Raw genomic sequence first — 16,277 nt, forward strand, 5'->3', positions numbered from 1 at the left:
AGGCAAGGAAGCACCGCAGAGATCCACCGCCTGAGCAAGCCGAACACCGGAAGTCCACGACGGGGGGCGCGAGATGAACACGCTGCACAGCAACAGCACCAGCGCAGTGATCACGCGTCTGCACGACGTGAACGGGGGCCGGGGTTCCGAGAAGTCCGGGGCCGTGAGCGGGCGGGGGTGCGCTCGCGGCGCCGGGCGTCAGCACACCGCGTACATGACGGTGGTTGACGGTTTCACGGGGGAAGCACACGGGGGAAGCGCGTACGGGGAGGGCTCGGGGGAGCGTCGTTCGCTGTCGGAGGCGGAGTTCACCGCCTACGTCCAGGAGCGCCGTGCCTCCCTGTACGCAACCGCCTATCACCTGACCGGTGACCGCTTCGAGGCCGAGGACCTGCTCCAGAGCGCGCTGTTCTCGACGTACAAGGCCTGGGACCGGATCAGTGACAAGGCCGCGGTCGGCGGATACCTCCGCCGCACCATGACGAACCTGCACATCAGCGCGTGGCGCCGCCGCAAGCTGAACGAGTACCCGACCGAGGAACTGCCGGAGACGCCCGGCGACACGGACGCGATGCGCGGCACCGAACTGCGCGCGGTCCTGTGGCAGGCGCTGGCCCGGCTGCCCGAACTCCAGCGCACGATGCTGGTCCTGCGCTACTACGAGGGCCGCACCGACCCGGAGATCGCGGACATCCTCGACATCAGTGTCGGCACGGTTAAGTCCAGCATCTGGCGGTCGCTCCGCCGGCTGCGCGAGGACGAGGTCCTCAGCTTCGGCCGTGACGAGGAGGACGCCTTCGGGGAGCTTGTCGCCTGAGGGTCGGGGGGGAGCACCACCGCGGGGGTGCGGTAACACGGGGGAGCGGTACCGGGGGGTTTCACGGGGGAAGCACCACCGGGGGGAAAATCGGGGGAAGCACCACCACGGGGGAAGCACCAAAGAAAGCGGGACTGGAGGGCCGGGGGGTCCGTCCAGTCCCGCTTCGGTGTGTGCTCAGCGGGCCGCCATGGGGGCCGAGCCGCTCGACTGCGTGCAGCCGGACAGGGCCAGCAGCACGGTCGTCACCAACAGTGCTCCACGTCTGATCTTCATGGCCCTACGACGGCGAAGGCACCGAAGTCGTTCAGCCCGCCGGTGCCGAAGCCGCCGGACGGCGGCCCGCCGCGGCCGACGCGAGACGGCCCAGTGCCTCGTCCTTGTCGCAGGCGTGGGCGCCCAGCGCGGTCTGGCGGGAGATGATCGTGCGCTCCTGGCGCATCAGCCGCCAGCCGCGGCGCAGCAGGAACGGCACCGACTTGCGGCCCTCCTTGAGGTCCCGCAGGAAGCGGCGCCGGAACGTCCGCACGGGACCGCGGCTCAGGCACAGGGCGTCGGCCAGCACGCCGAGCTCCTGGCAGCGCGTGACGATCTCCGCGGCGAAGATGCCCTCCGCGATGAACAGCGGGGTCCGCCCGATGTCGACGGTCTCCGCGCCGGTGCGGGCGCTCAGCGAGATGTCGTACTGCGGGACGTCCGTACGACCCGTGCCGCACAGCTCGACGATCGCCGCGACGGCCACGTCCGCGTCCCACGACTCGGGGTGGTCCCAGTCGATGTCGGAGCTCCCCGCCACCAGCGGCAGAGTCGGGTCGTCGCCCTCCTTGTAGAAGTCGTCGAGCCTGAGGACCGGAAGACCGGAACGGGCCGCGAGGAGGGACTTGCCGGAGCCGGAGGGGCCGCAGAGCAGCACGACTCGCGTCGGTATGGACGAAGGGGAACTCACGGGACACCAGTGTGCGGCATTCACCCGCTGTTCATCGACCCCGCGGACCGGCTTTGCAGCGCGCGTCACATGGGCGACCACCCTGGGTGCCGTACCGCTCACCATGCGTGTGTGAAGTCGCGGCACCAGACCTGGCAACTAGCTGCCAACTGGGGTGACGCACGGGTGCGTCGCGCGTGATCCTCGCCTTCGTCACCCTGCACACGACGCTGGGAGCGCTCTTTCCATGTGCGGCATAGTCGGCCTTGTCTCCTTCACCCAGGACCTCGCGCACCGCCGCGACCTGGTCGAGTCGATGCGTGGCGCGCTCGCCCTGCGCGGTCCGGACGCAGTCGGCGAGTGGTCCTCTGCGAGAGCCCTGTTCGTACCCCGCAGGCTCGCCGTGGTCGACCTGTCGGGCGGCCACCAGCCCGCCGTCGCCACCGACGCGACCGGCCGCGAGACCGTCGTGCTCAACTACACCGGCGAGGTCTTCAACTTCGCCGAACTGCGCGAGGAACTGCGCGGCCGCGGCCATGAGTTCCGCGACCGCAGCGACACCGAGGTGGTGCTGCGCGCCTACCAGGAGTGGGGACCGGCCTGCGCCGAACGGCTGCGCGGCATGTTCGCCTTCGCCGTGTGGGACGTACGGGCCGAGGAACTCGTCCTGATCCGCGACCGGTTCGGCATCTACCCGCTGTTCTACGCCGAGACCCCGGACGGCCTCGCCTTCGGCTCCGAACCCAAGGCGCTGTTCGCCACCGGTCTGGTCGAGCCGGTCGTGGACCGGACCGGACTGCTGGAGGCACTGTCCTTCACCCCCACCCCCGGCCTGTCGGTGTTCAAGCACATCCGGGAGGTGATCCCGGGCGAGGTCGTGCGCTACTCGCGCGCCGGCGTCCGCCGCGCCCGCTACTGGAACTTCACCCCGCGCGAGCACACCGACGACCTCGCCACCACGGAACGGACCGTGCGCGAGATGCTGGAGGACATCGTCCGGCGCCAGGTGATCTCGGACGTGCCGATCTCCTCGATGCTCTCCGGCGGCCTGGACTCCAGCGCGGTCTGCGCCCTGGTCAACCGTTCCCTCGGCGGCGGCGACCGCTTGCAGACCTTCTCCATGGAGTTCGCCTACCACCTGGAGAACTTCCGCCCCGACGAGGTGCACGACTCCCCGGACGCGCCCTACGTCGCCAAGATGGCCGCCCACCTGGGCAGCGAGCACCGCGAGCTGCTGGTCGACCGGGACCACCTCGCCGACCCCGAGGGACAGGCGGCCGTGGTGCGGGCCCATGAGCGGCCCGTCGCCGGACTCGACATGTACGTGTCGCTGTACCGGCTCTCCCAGGAGGTCCGCCGCTTCTGCACGGTCACCCTCACCGGGGACGGCTCGGACGAGCTGTTCGGCGGCTACATGTGGTTCCACGACCCGTTCTACGTGAAGTCCAGGACCTTCCCCTGGCTCGGCGCCTCGCACCAGATGGAGTTCCTGTCCGGACTCCTGGACCGGGAGCTGTACCGCGAGCTCGACTTCGCCGGGTACACGCAGGCCCGCTACGAGGAGGCGCTCGCCGAGGTTCCGCTCAGTGGTGAGGAGTCCGCGCACGAACGCCGGATGCGGGAGATCACGTACCTCAACATGACCCGCTATCTGCGGGTCATCCTCGACCGCAAGGACCGCCTCGGGATGGCCGCGTCCATCGAGGGGCGGGTGCCGTTCTGCGACCACGAACTCGCCGAGTACGTCTACAACGTGCCGTGGGAGATGAAGGTCGCCGACGGACGGGAGAAGAGCCTGCTGCGGGCCGCGGTCCGCGACCTGCTGCCCGAGGCGGTGCTCCAGCGCAAGAAGTCGCCGTACCCGACCGTCCAGGACCCCGCCTACCGCACCGCGCTGCGCGCCCAGCTGAAGGAGATCACCGGGCGGCCCGGGGCCCGGGTCAACGACCTGCTCGACCCCGCCCGCGTCGAGTCGGTGCTGACCGACCCCACCTACGGGCTGCGGGCCGGGGTGACCCGGATGAGCATCGAGGCGGCCGTGCAGCTGGACCACTGGCTCGAGTCCGGCGTACGGGTCGAACTCTGATGCCGCTCACCGAACTGCTGGTCGCCGCGTGCGGGACGTACGCGGACCGGGTGGCGGTGGTGCACGAGGACACCGAGTACACCTACACCCAACTGGACGCCGCCTCCGCCGAGATCGCGGCCGCACTCGCCGAACGCGGCGTGAGGCCCGGCGCGTCCGTCGGGGTGCTGGCGGGGCGCGGCTGGTGGCGGTGCGTGGCCGTGCTCGGCGTCTGGCGGGCGGGCGCGGCGGTGGTCGCCCTGGACCCGGGCCTGCCGGCCGACCGCCTGCACCGGATCACCGACGCGGCGGACGTCCGACTGACCCTGACCGACGGCACCGCATCCGTCGGCCGCGGTCCGGAGGTGATGACGGTCGGGGTCGAGACGGTAAGTGTGACCGTGGACGGGGTGGCCGAGGGGGCTGGTCCAGGTGCGGTGGCCGGCGCGGGGCTTGGCCGGACTCGTTCGGGCGCGGGCGTGGGGGCGGTGGTCGATCGGAGTGGGCCTGTCGCCTACGTCGTGGCCACCTCCGGTTCCACGGGGACGCCCAAGTGTGTGGCGGTTCCGCCGGTGGTGCTCGAAGGGCTGGCGGGCTGGCATCTCGACGGCTGGGATCGGCACGAGGCGCCGCGCACGTTGCATGCCGCGTCGGTCGGGTTCGACGTCGGGTTCCAGGAGTTGGTGGCGGCCTGGGGCGCGGGTGCGCCGCTGGTCGTGGTCGACGACGTGACGCGGCGGGACCCGTTCCTGCTCGCCGCCGTGCTGGAGCGGTACGGCATCGCCCGTGCCTTTCTGCCGGTGGCCTCCCTGCACGCGCTGGCCGTCGCGGTGCCGGTGACCGGGCTTCGGCTGCCCGCGCTGCGGGAGGTCGTCGTCGCGGGCGAGCGGCTGGTCGTCAACGACGAGGTGCGCGCGCTGTTCGCGGGCCTGGACGCGACCCTGGTCAACCAGTACGGGCCCAGCGAGACGCATGTCGTCACCGAGTACCGGCTGCCGCCGGACCCGGCCGGCTGGCCCGCGCATCCCCCGCTCGGCGGCCCCGTGGCCGGCGCCGGGCTGCTGCGGCTGCGGGACGGCGTCCTCGGACCCTTCGCGGAGGGCGAGGAGGCCGAACTCGTCGTCACCGGCCGCTGCCTGGCCACGGGGTACCTCGGAGACGAGCGGCTGACCGCGGAACGGTTCCCGCAGCTGCCGTACGTCGACGGCGGCACCCTGCGCGGCTACCTCACCGGCGATCTGGTGCGCCTGGAGGACGGTCTGCTGCACTTCGTCGGCCGCATCGACGACCAGCTCAAGGTCCGGGGCTACCGCGTGGAGCCGGGCGAGGTCGAGGCGGTCCTGAGCCGGGTCCCCGGGGTACGCCGCGTTGCCGTCGTCGGCCTCGGCACGGACCGCACTACCGCCCTCCAGGCCTACGTCGTCCCGGCCGGCGAGGACCGGACCCCCGACGTCGGTGCCCTGCGCACGGCCTGCGCGGCCGCCCTCCCCGACTACATGATCCCGGCCCGCTTCACCCTCGTCCCGGAACTCCCCCTGACAGCCAACGGCAAGCTCGCCCGCCGGGAACTGCCGGATGCGGTGGGGGCGGGGGGATCGCGTGGGTGAGGCGGTGGGGGAGGTGACGGGGGCGGTGGGTGGGGCCCCGGCCCGGGTGTCCGGGATGGCGGCGGAGCTTCAGGCGTCCGGCGCCGGGCCCGTGCTCGTGCGGTTGTCTCCCGCTCAGGAGGCGATGTGGCTGGAGCAGCAGTTGCACCCGGGGTCGATCAACGGGGGGTTTCTGTCGGTGCTCATCACAGGTGCGGTGAGCGCGGAACGGGTGCGGGGGGCGTGCCTGGGCGTGTGTGAGGATCACCCGCAGCTCAGGGGGCTGGTCACCGAGGGGAGCGAGGCACGGATGGCGATCCGTCCGGCGCCGGACGTGCTCCAGTTCGAGGAGTTGGAGCTTGCCGCCGCAGCGGGGCAGGAGCTCTCCGCGGCCCGCGACTGGTACCGGGCGCACCGGATCGGGCCCTGGGACCTGACCACCCGTTCGCCGATCACCTTCTCCCTGCTCACGCACGGACCCGACCGGCACACCCTGGTCGTCGGCGTTCACCACATCGCCTTCGACGGGCGCTCCAAGTTCGTCTTCGCCCGCGAGTTCCTGCGCGCCCTCGCCACCGGCCCCCGGCCCCCGCGGGAGGACCAGGCCCTGCCCGAGCACCCGGCGATCGACGAGGAGCTCGACGACGTCGTCGGATACTGGCTGACCGCCGGTCTGCTCGATCTGCCCGGTCTGGTCCTGCCCCGCTCCGCCGACGCCGAGCCGGACGGCACGGTACGGCCCACGCCCCGTTTCGACCTGGCCGCCGCGCACTGCGCCCGGCTGCGCGAGCTCACCCGGCGGCGGGGCGTCAGCTTCTTCACCGGTCTGGTGGCCTGCGCCGCCGCGGTCCTGCACGGATACGGCAACCGCCGTTTCGTCCTGGGCATCCCGGTGGACACCAGCGTGCCCGAGACCCGGGACCACATCGGCCTCCAGGTCAATGTGGTGCCGTGTCTGATGGAGGTGACGCCCGAGACGACGTTCCGGGAGCTGCTCACGGCCGCCGGGGAGGCGCTCGGCCTCGTCCACCGCCATCGCCGGGTCCCGTTCAGCTGGGTCCTGCGCGAACTGCGCCGCCGCCACGGCGTGGACGTCAGCCAGGGTGCCTTCGACCGGATCGGCGTGTCCTACCCGTCGGTCGCGCGGGATCTGGGCGAGGTGGCGGGGCTGGAGTTCGACTGGGACTTCTTCGCGCCCAACTCGACGCGGTCCTTCGACCTCATCCTGCAACTGCGCCGCGAGGGCGACGCCGCCTACGGACGGCTCGACTTCACCCCGGCCGCCCTCGACCAGGCCGGCGCGCGGCGGCTCACGGCCGACTTCACCCGTCTGCTCGGCGCCCTCACCGACCGCCCCGACGCCCCGCTGCACACCTTCGCCGAGCCCTACGTACGTCCCCCCGAGCACCCCGTACCGGACACCGACACCCAGCCGGCCGCCGCGCGCGGGTCGTTCCCCGCACTCGCCGCCGCCGCGGCGACCGGCCCGGCGGCCACCCCGGTCGTCCACTGCCCCGTCGAGCAGTTCCTGCCCACGCCCGCCGTCGCCGCGTACCAGCGCGCGGGCGGCCGTGTCCTGCTGGACGTCGTGGACCCGGCCCTCGGGCGGCTCGGCGTGTGCGACTGGCGGGCGCGGGACCCGTACGGCATCTGGCTCACCGCCCCGGCGCCCGGCCGCCCGCTACGGGTGACCGACCCCGAGGGGCGCACCCTGCCGCGGGGGATCGTCGGGCTGCTCGGCGTCGGCGACGACCCGCGTCCCGGCGGGTTCCGTGCCTGGATCGACGCGGACGGCCGGGTCCGGCTGCTGGGCACCGCGGACCAGGTGCGGCAGTGGGTCGGGCGCACCCTGGACCGTGCCGAGGCCGAGACGGCGCTCGCCGCGCTGCCCGGAGTCCAGGAGGCGGCGGTCGTGACCGGCGACGGCGGGGCGCTCCGGGTCCGGGCCGCCGTGGTCCCGGCCCCGGGGACGGACGGCGACCCCCGTGCGTGGCGCCGTGCCGTGCGCCGCGTCTGGCCCGCGGGCTGGCCCCCGCCCACCGTCCACGTCCTCGACCGGCTGCCCCGGCTGGCGTCCGGGCGGATCGACGGCGTCGCGCTCGCGGCGGTACTGGAGAAGTGACGTGTCGCCCATGACGTATCGCCCATGACGTAGAAGTCGAAATGAGGCCCGGGCGGCCCGCGCCGCCGCCCGGACCCCGTCAGTCCGTCAGCCCCAGCAGATGCAGCTGCTCGCGGGCCTCGGGTATGTCGAACGCGCCCACCGACTCGCACAGCCCCAGCGTGTGCCGGCCCGCGTCCCGTACACCGGCCGTCAGGAACTCCTCGCGGTAGCAGTCGCGCAGCACCTCCTCGGCACGGTCGGCGCGCACGCCGGCCGTGAGCAGGGCCGAGCGCACCGGATCGAGGTCGGGGCGCAGACAGTCGTCGACGAAGTGCGGCATGGCGCACGCCACCTTGACGCGCATCGCCGGGGACAGGCTCGCCCACAGTTCCTTGAAGTAGCGGGTGAAGTAGGCGTGGTGGTGCACCTCGTCGCGGACGTGGTCGCCCACGACCTCACGCACCACCCGGAACACCGTCTCGTCCCGGGGGATCCGCGCCAGCATCCGGGTCACCACGGTCTCGAAGGCGACGACCTGGAGGATGTGCGCCAACGAGCCGTGGTCCGGCAGGAATTCGTGTCCGGTACGGTCCAGCCGCGCCATGCGCGGCGCGAAGTCGTACGGCAGGACCGGCACCGCCGTGGTCTTCTCCACCTGTTGCACCACGTCCAGGCTGAACAGGGCGTGGTAGGCCTCGTCGCTGTAGATCTTGAACGCGTCCAGCCGGGCGTCCGGCCCGAGGTCGACGTCGGTCTCGCCGTGCGCCACCATCGCCGCTCCCCGGTTGACCACCTTGGTCTCCAGGTGCGAGGTGAAGAGCATGTACTGGTAGAAGTGCTGGGTCAGCAGCGTCTGCCGGGTGTCCGCGCCGAGGCCGGCGAGGCCCTCGTGGCGCAGATGCGGGACCAGGTGCTCGGGGAACACCTTCAGTCCGGCCTCGCGATCCTCCTGGAGCATCCGGCGCGGGCCGCCGCGCACCCCGGCGCTCTCGTACCAGTCGGCGGCGACCCGGGGCTCCGTCATGACCGTCCTGCCCGCTCGGTGAACGCCGCCGCGACCCGCTCCACCGCGGGGGACGCGAGCACGTCGATGTGTGTCCCGGGCACCCGGCACAGCTCCAGCGCCCCGCCGAGGCCCTCCCAGCTCGCGGCCAGCGCCTGCGGGTAGCCGGCCGGGTTGTCCGCGCACAGGAACAGCTGGAGGGGCGCGGTGATCTTCGCCGGGGCGCACTCGGCCACCAGACCGAGCAGCCGGGCCCAGTCCTCCAGCATGCGGGCGGCCTGCTCGGCGGGTGTGTCGCGCAGGAGGTCCAGGTCGACGCCGAAGCGCCGCATGAGCAGGCGTTGTTCCGGGGTGGTCCCGAGGACAGCGGTGCCGTCCCGGCGGACCGAACCGGCGAGTGCGGACAGCTCCGCGGAGGTGGCGGACATCCGCTCGGCGTCCTCGGCGGTGCGCTGGGCCAGGGAGTCCAGAAGGGCCACGAGGGCGACGTCGTGGCCGAGTTCGGTGAGCCGGTCGGCGACCGAGTGGGCCAGGACGCCGCCGAGCGACCAGCCCAGCAGGGCGATCCGGCGGCCGGGCAGGGCCTCGGCCAGGGTGGTGGCGTACCGGTCGACGAGGTCCCGGTAGGTGGTGTCGTCGGGGTGGGCGTCCGCGACCCGCTCCAGGCCGACCACCTCGGTGTCCCCGGGCAGGAGGCCGACCAGGGGCGCGTAGCACATGAGGGTGCCGCCGACCGGGTGGATCAGGGCAACCGCCACGTCCGAGGGCTCGGCCACGGGCGTGCGCAGCCGCACCAGGCCGGCGGGGCCCGCGGTGGTGTCCTCGGCGAGGGCCCGGGCCAGGGCGGCCACGGTCGGGTTGTTCATGAAGACGCCGACGCCGAGCGGGCGGCTCAGCTCCTCGGCGACCCGTGCGACCAGCCGGACCGCCAGCAGCGACTGGCCGCCGTAGTCGAAGAAGTTGTCGTAACGGCCGAGCCCCGGCACGCCGAGGAGCTCCTCGAACAGCTCCACCAGCCGCCGCTCGACGGCATCGCGCGGAGCGTCGTCCGCGGTCTCCTCCGGCGTCCCCTCGGCCGGTTCGGGTACGGCGGCCAGCGCGGCCGGGTCCGGGCGGCCGTCCGCCCCGGTGGGGATCTCGTCCCGTACGACGACCCGCTGCGGCAGCAGGTGCGCCGGCACCCGGGTCTGGAGATGGGCCGACAGCTCGCGCGGCGTGGGCGGTTCGGCGCCGGGACGCGGCACGGCACAGGCGATCAGCTGCTCGCCGCTCCCGTCCTCGGTGCCGGGCAGCCGCACCACGGCGGCGGCCAGCACACCCGGATGAGCCTCCAGGGCCGCCTCGACGGGGTCGCGCCACAGTTCGAACCGTCCGTCCGGGGCGAACCGGCCGCGCTCCCCGGTCGGCACGAGCCGCCCGGCCTCCTCGGTGTGTACGGCGCCCTGGAACCCGAGCGGCAGCATCCGGCCCCGACCGTCCAGCACATGGCGGCCGGTCGTGGAACTCAACTCCCTCATGCGCGACCGCTCTTGGACATCCATCAGCTCGACGTCCCCGACCGGCGCCTCCGGATCCGCCAGCAGGCCGTCCAGCAGCCGCAGGAACACCGCGGTCAGCCGCTCGGCCGTGGCCCGGGAGAACCGCTGCGCGCTGTAGGCGAAGTCGCCCTTGAGCACCCCGTACTCGTGCAGCAGGGTCAGCGCCAGATCGAAGTGCGAGGTCGGCCACGGGAACGGCAGCGGCTCCACCGTCAGATCCGGCAGGCTCCAGTCCTGCTCGACCTTGCGCCGGTTGAAGACCAGCGCCACCTGGAACAGCGGGTTGCGGGTGGACTCCCGGGACGGCCGCACCGCGTCCACGACCGTCTCGAAGGGAACGTGCTGGCGTTGCAGACCCTCCAGCACGGTCCGCCGGGACGCCTTGAGCAGCGCCGCGAAGCTCTGCCCGGGGTCGACCGTGCCGCGCAGCACGACCGTGTTCTGGAAGAAGCCCACGGTCTTCGCGAACCGCTCGTCGACCCGGCCGCTCATCGGCGTCCCCACGGCGATGTCCTCGGCGCCGGTCCACCGGTGCAGCAGCACCAGCAGCGCGGCGTGGAACACCATGAACTCCGAGACCCGGTGGGCACGGCTCACTTCGGCGACGCGCGCCGAGACGTCCTCGGGCACGGTGAAGTCGACCCGGTCGCCGGTGAACAGACCGTGGTCCTCGGGGACATGCTCCTCGGGCAGCGGCAGCACCGGCATCCCGGCCAGCCGCTCCCGCCACCAGTCGAGGCCCAACGGATCGGGCTCGGCCAGCAGTCCGGCGCAGAACTCGGCGTACTGGTGCTCGGGGCCCGCCGCGGGCAGGGCGGCGGGATCCTCGTAGAGCCGGTGCAGTTCGCCGGCCAGCGCGGTCGCCGCGATCTCGTCGATGATCAGGTGGTGGAAGCACAGCGACACCGCGTGCTCCTCGCCGGTGAGCTCCGCCACGTCCACCCGCATCAGGGGGCCGCGCACCACGTCGAAGGGCCGGCCCGCGTACCGGACGACCTCCGCGGCCGCCCGGGTCAGGTCCGCGCCCGGCAGCGGGGTCCAGTTCACCTCGACCCGGGGCGCCGCGCCCGCGGGGTGGATCAGCTGGAGCACCTGCCCGTCGCTCTCCCGCACCGTCAGCCGCAGCGCCTGATGCCGGGTCACCAGGACGTCCACCGCCCGCTGGAGCCGCTCACGGTCCAGACCGCCGCGCACCCGCAGCACGATCGGCACGTTGTACACCGCGCTGTCCGGGGCCAGACAGTGCAGGAAGTACACGCCGCGCTGCTGGGGTGTCAGAGGCAGCACCACGGGGGCGCCGGTCATGGGGTTCTCCTTCGGAAGATGCGGGGCCGACTCCTGGGGCCGGCCGGGGCACGCGGGCGTCGCGGTCCGGTGCGTCGCCCGGGGGGCGCGGGGTGCGCGGTCTGGTGCGTCGCCCGGGGGGCGCGGGGTGCGCGGTCTGGTGCGTCGCCCGGGGGGCGCGGGGGAGGCGGTCTGGTGCGTCGCCCGGGGGGCGCGGGGGAGGCGGTCTGGTGCGTCGTCGTCATTCGGCTTCGCTCGGGCCGGCCGCCGGGGCGGCCCGTGCACCGTGGCGGTGCCGATCCGCCGGACAGACCCTGGCGTCCACCGGACAGGGCCTGGCGCGGCGGTACGTCACTCCGCGGCGGCGGGTGCGGAGTGCGGCTGCGTGGTGGTGGGCGGTGCCACGGCGGGGAAGGTGCGCATGCGCAGGGCGAGGTAGCCGGAGCCGCCCAGGACCAGGACGGTCATCACGCCCAGCAGTACCCGGAAGTCGACGCTCGCCACCAGCGCGGCGCTGGTGAACACGGCCAGCACCTGGGGCGCGGTCGCGAGCATGCTCGCCGCCGAGGCGACCCGGCCCTGGAGCCGGTCGGGGGAGTTGCGCTGCACGGAGGTGTACAGACCGACGACCGCGCCGGGGATGCCCAGGCCGATCACGAAGACACCCGTCAGCGCGAGCGCCACGCCGGGCAGGACGAGCAGGGCGCAGCCCAGGCCCATCGTGCCGAGCCCGAACACCGTCAGCATCGCCTCCCGGCCCGGCCCCATCCGCTTGAGCACCCGCACCCCGGCGAGACCGCCCAGCACCGAGCCGACGCCCTTGACGACGGTGAGCACCCCGACGAACGACGCGCTGCGATGCAGACCCTCGTCGGCGACGGCGTAGATCAGCGTCTCGATGAAGCCGAAGCCCAGCAGGCCGAGCCCCATGGCCACGGAGACCGCGCGCAGCTGCGGAGTGCGCCCCAAGTGCCGTATGCCGGCCAGGAGTTCCGGGACGAGCTTGCCGTCCGGCCGCTTCGGCTCGGGCTCGTCGACCTTGACCGCCAGCACGCACAGCGCGCACGCCAGGAACGTCACCACTTCGAGGCCGGCCACGGCACGCGGTCCGACCCAGGTGTACAGGGCCGCGCCGACGGCGGGCGCGACGAGCATGCCGCCCTCCTGGAGCGTGCGCATCAGCGCGTTGGTGGGGCCCAGTTCCTCGGCCGGCACCAGCCGGGTGAGCAGCGCGCTGCCCGCCGCGTTGTGCATGCCGACGCCCAGGCCGATGCCGAACAGCACCAGGTACAGCAGCCACGCCTGGTCCTTGTCGTGGACCAGGAAGGCCAGGCACACCCAGCCGGCCAGCGCGAAGTTGATCAGCGCGATCAGCGGGCGGCGCCGGTAGCGGTCCACGACCAGACCGAGGAACGGGGCGCCGAGGCGGGGCAGCACATAGGCGGCGAAGGCCAGTCCGGCCGCGCCGTTGGAATCCGTCAGATCCTTCATCCAGATGCCGAGCGCGATCCACAGCGCGGCATCGCCGAACAGCGAGACGGAGGTCCCGGCCAGCCACAGCCGTACGTTCCGTTTGTTCGCGGCGGTGTCAGAGCCGGTCGCCATGTGCCTTCTCCAGTTCCGTGACGAGCTCCCCGATCGTGGGGTGGTCGAACACCGTCAGTACGTCGATCGCGAGGCCCAGCCGCTGTTCCAGCGCGGCGGTGAGCCGCGTGGCCACCAGGGAGTCGCCGCCCAGGTCGAAGAAGTCGTCGTCGGGCCCGATCCCGTCGATGCCGAGCACCTCGGTCCAGACCGCGGTGACGGTGTCCGCGAGCCGGTCGCGCACCTCAGACATAGTTCTCCTTACGTCGCCAGTCGGGGGTCGGCAGGGCGTTCCGGTCGACCTTGCCGTTGGCGGTGACGGGCAGTGCGTCGACGGCCGCGAAGAGCGTCGGCACCATGTACTCGGGCAGTTCGCGCCGGAGGCGGGCGCGCAGGGCGCGGCGGTCCAGCGGGCCGGTGAGGGTGACCCAGGCGACGAGTTTCGGATCGCCGACGAGGTTGGTGCGGACGCCCACGGCGGCCTGGCGGATGGGTGGGTGCGCCGCGAGGAGGTTCTCGATCTCGCCGGGTTCCACGCGATGGCCGAGCAGTTTGACCTGGCCGTCGATCCGGCCGAGGAACTCGTGGACGCCGCCGGGGCGTCGGCGGGCCAGGTCGCCGGTGCGGTACCAGGTGCGGCCTTCGGGGTCGGTGACGAACCGTTCGGCGGTCAGGTCGGGGCGGCGCCAGTAGCCGAGGCCCACGCCGGCCCCCGCGATCCACAGCTCGCCCTCGGCGCCCTCGGGCACGACCGCCCCTGAGTCGTCCCGTAGTTGGGCCTCGGTGCCCTGGACGGGGACGCCGATGGGGACCGAGCGGGGGAACTCCTCGTCCGGTGCGATCCGGTGGCACAGCGAGAAGGTGGTCGCCTCGGTCGGGCCGTAGCCGTTGACGATCCGCAGCTCCGGGGCGGCCGCGCGGAGGCGCCGGACGTGCTCGACGGACAGCACGTCACCGCCCGCCAGCAGCACGCGCAGCGAGCCCAACGACCCCGCGTCGACGTCGATCTGACGGTGGAACAGTGCCGCCGTCAGCCACAGCACCGTGATGCCCCGCTCCCGCAAGAGTTCACCCAGCCCGACCGCCCCGAGCGGCCCGGCCGGCGCCACCTCCAGCCGGGCGCCGTTCAGCAACGCACCCCAGATCTCGAAGGTCGCCGCGTCGAAGGCGACCGGGGCGAGCTGGAGCAGCCGGTCGTCGGCGTCCAGGCTGACGTAGTTGGGCTCGCGAACAAGGTTCACCACGGCCCGGTGCGGCACGAGCACACCCTTGGGACGGCCGGTGGAGCCGGAGGTGTACATGACGCAGGCGACATCCTCGGGACCGGTTCGCGGGGCGGGGCCGGCGACGGCCTGCCCGGCGGGCGGGGGCGCGCCCGAAGACGTGGGTGCCGTGGTTTTGGCGGGCTGTCCGGCCGGCGATACGGGTGACACGGCCCGTTCGGCGGGCGTCGACGTCGAGGCACCGCTCGCGGCAGCCTCCGGTGTCCCGCCGGGCCGTCCGACGAGCACCACCGGCACGTCGTGTGTCCCCAGCACCCCGGCCCCCGCCGCGTCGCACAGCGCCAGCCGTACCTCCGCGTCCGCGACGATGCCCGCCAGCCGCGCGGGCGCCTCGCCGAGGTCCACCGGGAGGTACGCCGCCGACGCCTTGAGGATCGCCAGCAGCCCGACGACCAGCGACACCGACCGCTCCAGGCACACCAGCACCCGGTCCCCGGGCAGCACCCCGTGCGCGACCAGCGCGGCCGCCCACGCGTCCGAGCGACGGTCCAGCTCACCGTAGGTCAGCTCCGCACCCGCCCCGGCGACGGCGATCGCCTCCGGAGTCCGGGCGGCCTGGCGGCGGAAGGCCTCGGGGATGCTGTCGTTCGGGGTGGTCATGTCCGCTCCCCCTGCCCGGTGCGGTCGCGGAAGGGCCGCGATCGGTCCGCATCCGCACCGGCGACCGCCCCCGATGTCCCGGCGGCCGGGCGCCGGCGAACCCCCGGCATGCTGTCGTACGGCGTGCTCACGGCCCGGCCACCTGCCCCGCGTGGTCGCGGAAGAGGCGGAGCCGGGTTTCGCCGATCCGTTCCCGCAGGCCCGGGTCCTGGATGCCCTGGCCCTCCGTGGTGGCCAGGTTCAGGAGGCCCACCTTGCCCTCGTGGGCGTTGAGTTGGACCGAGCGGGTGGCCTCCGCGGCCTGGGACAGCGGGAAGACCCGGGAGAGCGCGGGGACGACCATGCCGAGGCGGAGCAGGCGGTTGGCCTCCCACGCCTCGTCGATGTTGGCGCCGTGGCTGCCGATGACCCGCTTGAGCTTCATCCAGAGGTAGCGGTTGTCGTAGACGTGCCGGTAGCCGCTGCTGGACCCGCAGGTCACCACGACACCGCCGCGCCGGACCACGTTCACCGAGGTCTCGAAGGTGGACCTGCCGACGTGCTCGAAGGCGACGTGCGGGTCCTCGCCGAGCTCCTTGCGGATGACCGAGCCCAGTGCCCGCCACGCGGAGGCGTCGTCCTCGTCGTCGCCGAGCCCCACGTCGTTGCGGTCGACGACGAGATGGCAGCCGAGCCGGTCCACGAGGTCGGCCTTGTCGCGCGAGCCCACGACCCCGACCGCGATCCCGCCGGCCTGCCGCACCAGCTGCACGGCGTAACTGCCGAGCCCGCCCGCCGCACCCCACACCAGCACGATGTCCCCGGCCCTGATCCGGGCCCCGTGGTCACCGATCAGCATGCGGTAGGACGTGCCGAGACACAGCGTGTTGCAGGCGGCCTCCTCCCACGACAGATGCGGCGGCATCGGCACGAGCTGCGAGGCGCGGGCCACGGCGAAGTCGCCGAACGCACCGAAGTTGGTCTCGAACCCCCAGGCGAGCATGCCCGTGGTCAGCATCCCGTCCCGCTGGGCGACCGGGTCCTGCTCGTCGATGTACGGCGGGTTCACCACCACCCGGTCACCGGGGGCCCAGTGCCGTACGGCGCCGCCCACCCGGACCACCACACCGGCCGCGTCGGACCCGACGACCTGGTGGTCCCGGTCGTGCCGGGCCTCCCAGTGGCCCTCGCGGGCGAACCGGCGCAGGAACCCGAACGTCGACATCGGCTCGTACAGCGCGGACCAGACGGTGTTGTAGTTGACGGCGGAGGCCATCACCGCGACCAGCACCTCGTCCGGCGCCAGCTCCGGCATCGGCACCTCGCCGAGATGCAGGGTGCGCCGTACGTCCTTGTCGCGGCTGTCGATCCCCTTGAACAGGTCCTCGTCCTCGCGGCGCAGAAAGACCGCGCGATAGGACTCCGGCACCGGGCAGGACAGCAGCTCGTCCGGGTCCGCGCCGTGCCGGACCGCGTCGATCAGTTGAGACATCAGGGCAACTCCGCTGG

General features: G+C 73.1%; 11 protein-coding genes. 4 read left to right on the plus strand and 7 right to left on the minus strand.

Translation table 11 applies throughout. The annotated features are described in order from the left end of the window. Positions 1–73 precede the first annotated feature (73 nt). On the plus strand, positions 74–817 hold the full coding sequence (locus ACFY0U_RS25110; RefSeq protein WP_388639329.1) for a SigE family RNA polymerase sigma factor: 744 nt from the start codon (positions 74–76) through the stop codon (positions 815–817). Between the two features lie 307 nt (positions 818–1,124). Here the strand turns inward: ACFY0U_RS25110 and ACFY0U_RS25115 are convergent, their stop codons facing one another. Next, complete coding sequence (locus tag ACFY0U_RS25115) at positions 1,125–1,832, minus strand: uridine kinase (protein WP_388639331.1); 708 nt, start codon at positions 1,830–1,832, stop codon at positions 1,125–1,127. Positions 1,833–1,989: 157 nt separating this feature from the next. Between ACFY0U_RS25115 and asnB the strand changes: the two genes are divergently transcribed. From asnB to ACFY0U_RS25130, 3 genes are read left to right on the plus strand one after another with little or no spacing between them, the layout of a single operon-like run. Then, complete coding sequence (gene asnB, locus ACFY0U_RS25120; protein ID WP_388639332.1) at positions 1,990–3,828, plus strand: asparagine synthase (glutamine-hydrolyzing); 1,839 nt, start codon at positions 1,990–1,992, stop codon at positions 3,826–3,828. Then, positions 3,828–5,414, plus strand: a complete 1,587-nt coding sequence (locus tag ACFY0U_RS25125) for an AMP-binding protein (RefSeq protein ID WP_388639334.1) — start codon at positions 3,828–3,830, stop codon at positions 5,412–5,414. The genes asnB and ACFY0U_RS25125 overlap by 1 nt, the downstream gene beginning before the upstream one ends. 55 nt (positions 5,415–5,469) lie before the next feature. Next, positions 5,470–7,515 (plus strand): condensation domain-containing protein, encoded by a 2,046-nt coding sequence (locus ACFY0U_RS25130; RefSeq protein WP_388639336.1) that lies wholly within the window; start codon positions 5,470–5,472, stop codon positions 7,513–7,515. Between the two features lie 79 nt (positions 7,516–7,594). On the opposite strand, the gene ACFY0U_RS25135 is transcribed toward ACFY0U_RS25130, so the two are convergent. The 6 genes from ACFY0U_RS25135 to ccrA all read right to left on the minus strand — a co-directional run bounded on the left by ACFY0U_RS25135 (position 7,595) and on the right by ccrA (position 16,260). Next, positions 7,595–8,521 carry a diiron oxygenase gene (locus ACFY0U_RS25135; RefSeq protein WP_388639338.1) on the minus strand — a complete coding sequence of 309 codons (927 nt, stop codon included), beginning with the start codon at positions 8,519–8,521 and terminating at the stop codon, positions 7,595–7,597. Beyond that, on the minus strand, positions 8,518–11,343 hold the full coding sequence (locus ACFY0U_RS25140; protein WP_388639340.1) for a condensation domain-containing protein: 2,826 nt from the start codon (positions 11,341–11,343) through the stop codon (positions 8,518–8,520). The genes ACFY0U_RS25135 and ACFY0U_RS25140 overlap by 4 nt, the downstream gene beginning before the upstream one ends. 330 nt (positions 11,344–11,673) lie before the next feature. Further along, positions 11,674–12,927: an MFS transporter gene (locus tag ACFY0U_RS25145; RefSeq protein ID WP_388639342.1), complete on the minus strand. Its 1,254-nt coding sequence runs from the start codon at positions 12,925–12,927 to the stop codon at positions 11,674–11,676. Next, a complete protein-coding gene (locus tag ACFY0U_RS25150) occupies positions 12,911–13,159 on the minus strand; it encodes an acyl carrier protein (protein WP_388639344.1) in 249 nt (82 codons plus the stop codon). Before ACFY0U_RS25150 ends, ACFY0U_RS25145 begins: the two co-directional genes overlap by 17 nt. After that, positions 13,152–14,789 (minus strand): amino acid adenylation domain-containing protein, encoded by a 1,638-nt coding sequence (locus ACFY0U_RS25155; RefSeq protein ID WP_388639346.1) that lies wholly within the window; start codon positions 14,787–14,789, stop codon positions 13,152–13,154. The genes ACFY0U_RS25150 and ACFY0U_RS25155 overlap by 8 nt, the downstream gene beginning before the upstream one ends. Positions 14,790–14,916: 127 nt before the next feature. Beyond that, positions 14,917–16,260: a crotonyl-CoA carboxylase/reductase gene (gene ccrA / locus ACFY0U_RS25160; protein ID WP_388639348.1), complete on the minus strand. Its 1,344-nt coding sequence runs from the start codon at positions 16,258–16,260 to the stop codon at positions 14,917–14,919. Positions 16,261–16,277: the final 17 nt, after the last annotated feature.

Source organism: Streptomyces sp. NPDC001536, assembly GCF_042894505.1.
In the GTDB taxonomy this organism is placed as follows: domain Bacteria; phylum Actinomycetota; class Actinomycetes; order Streptomycetales; family Streptomycetaceae; genus Streptomyces.

Coding starts and splice junctions, on each gene's coding strand:
- ACFY0U_RS25110 (WP_388639329.1), top strand. CDS start 74: ATGAACACGCTGCACAGCAACAGCACCAGCGCAGTGATCACGCGTCTG.
- asnB (WP_388639332.1), top strand. CDS start 1,990: ATGTGCGGCATAGTCGGCCTTGTCTCCTTCACCCAGGACCTCGCGCAC.
- ACFY0U_RS25140 (WP_388639340.1), bottom strand. CDS start 11,343: ATGACCGGCGCCCCCGTGGTGCTGCCTCTGACACCCCAGCAGCGCGGC.
- ACFY0U_RS25130 (WP_388639336.1), top strand. CDS start 5,470: ATGGCGGCGGAGCTTCAGGCGTCCGGCGCCGGGCCCGTGCTCGTGCGG.
- ACFY0U_RS25125 (WP_388639334.1), top strand. CDS start 3,828: ATGCCGCTCACCGAACTGCTGGTCGCCGCGTGCGGGACGTACGCGGAC.
- ccrA (WP_388639348.1), bottom strand. CDS start 16,260: ATGTCTCAACTGATCGACGCGGTCCGGCACGGCGCGGACCCGGACGAG.
- ACFY0U_RS25150 (WP_388639344.1), bottom strand. CDS start 13,159: ATGTCTGAGGTGCGCGACCGGCTCGCGGACACCGTCACCGCGGTCTGG.
- ACFY0U_RS25145 (WP_388639342.1), bottom strand. CDS start 12,927: ATGGCGACCGGCTCTGACACCGCCGCGAACAAACGGAACGTACGGCTG.
- ACFY0U_RS25135 (WP_388639338.1), bottom strand. CDS start 8,521: ATGACGGAGCCCCGGGTCGCCGCCGACTGGTACGAGAGCGCCGGGGTG.
- ACFY0U_RS25155 (WP_388639346.1), bottom strand. CDS start 14,789: ATGACCACCCCGAACGACAGCATCCCCGAGGCCTTCCGCCGCCAGGCC.